Consider the following 362-nt stretch of genomic DNA (forward strand, 5'->3'; position numbering starts at 1 on the left):
TGGCCAAAAGAAAGTATCCAAAGAAAAGGCCCCCCGACATTCCGCCTTAATCCTGCGCTTTACGAAAACCATCCATGGTTTTCGCCCTTCGGGCCAGCCTATCGGCTGTTCAAATTTGCTCCAGGCAAATTTGTCGCTTTTGGCAAGGGTTTTCGGAAGGGCCATCCCTGGCCCTCCGAAAACGAGCGGCATCCCTGCCGCTCCCCTATCGGGCTGATCTCACCAAAAGCTGCGATGCTCGGGGCGGAATAACGGGAGTAACCCAGTCGCGGATTTAAAGCAGTTGGATGTTTTTGATGTTGAAAGAATTTGTAGGATGTGTAGACGATAGGAGGCGCATCGTTCGCTACAGATGCGCTTTA

The 362-nt window shown here is 51.9% G+C and carries 1 protein-coding gene; it reads left to right on the top strand.

What is annotated here, in order from left to right; genetic code table 11:
* Positions 1 to 252, top strand: a 252-nt coding sequence (locus CWO84_RS24695) for a hypothetical protein (protein WP_205800395.1), incomplete at its 5' end; no start/stop codon positions are given.
* Positions 253 to 362 lie beyond the last annotated feature (110 nt).

The organism is Methylomonas sp. Kb3 (assembly GCF_002834115.1).
Taxonomy (GTDB): Bacteria; Pseudomonadota; Gammaproteobacteria; order Methylococcales; family Methylomonadaceae; genus Methylomonas; species Methylomonas defluvii.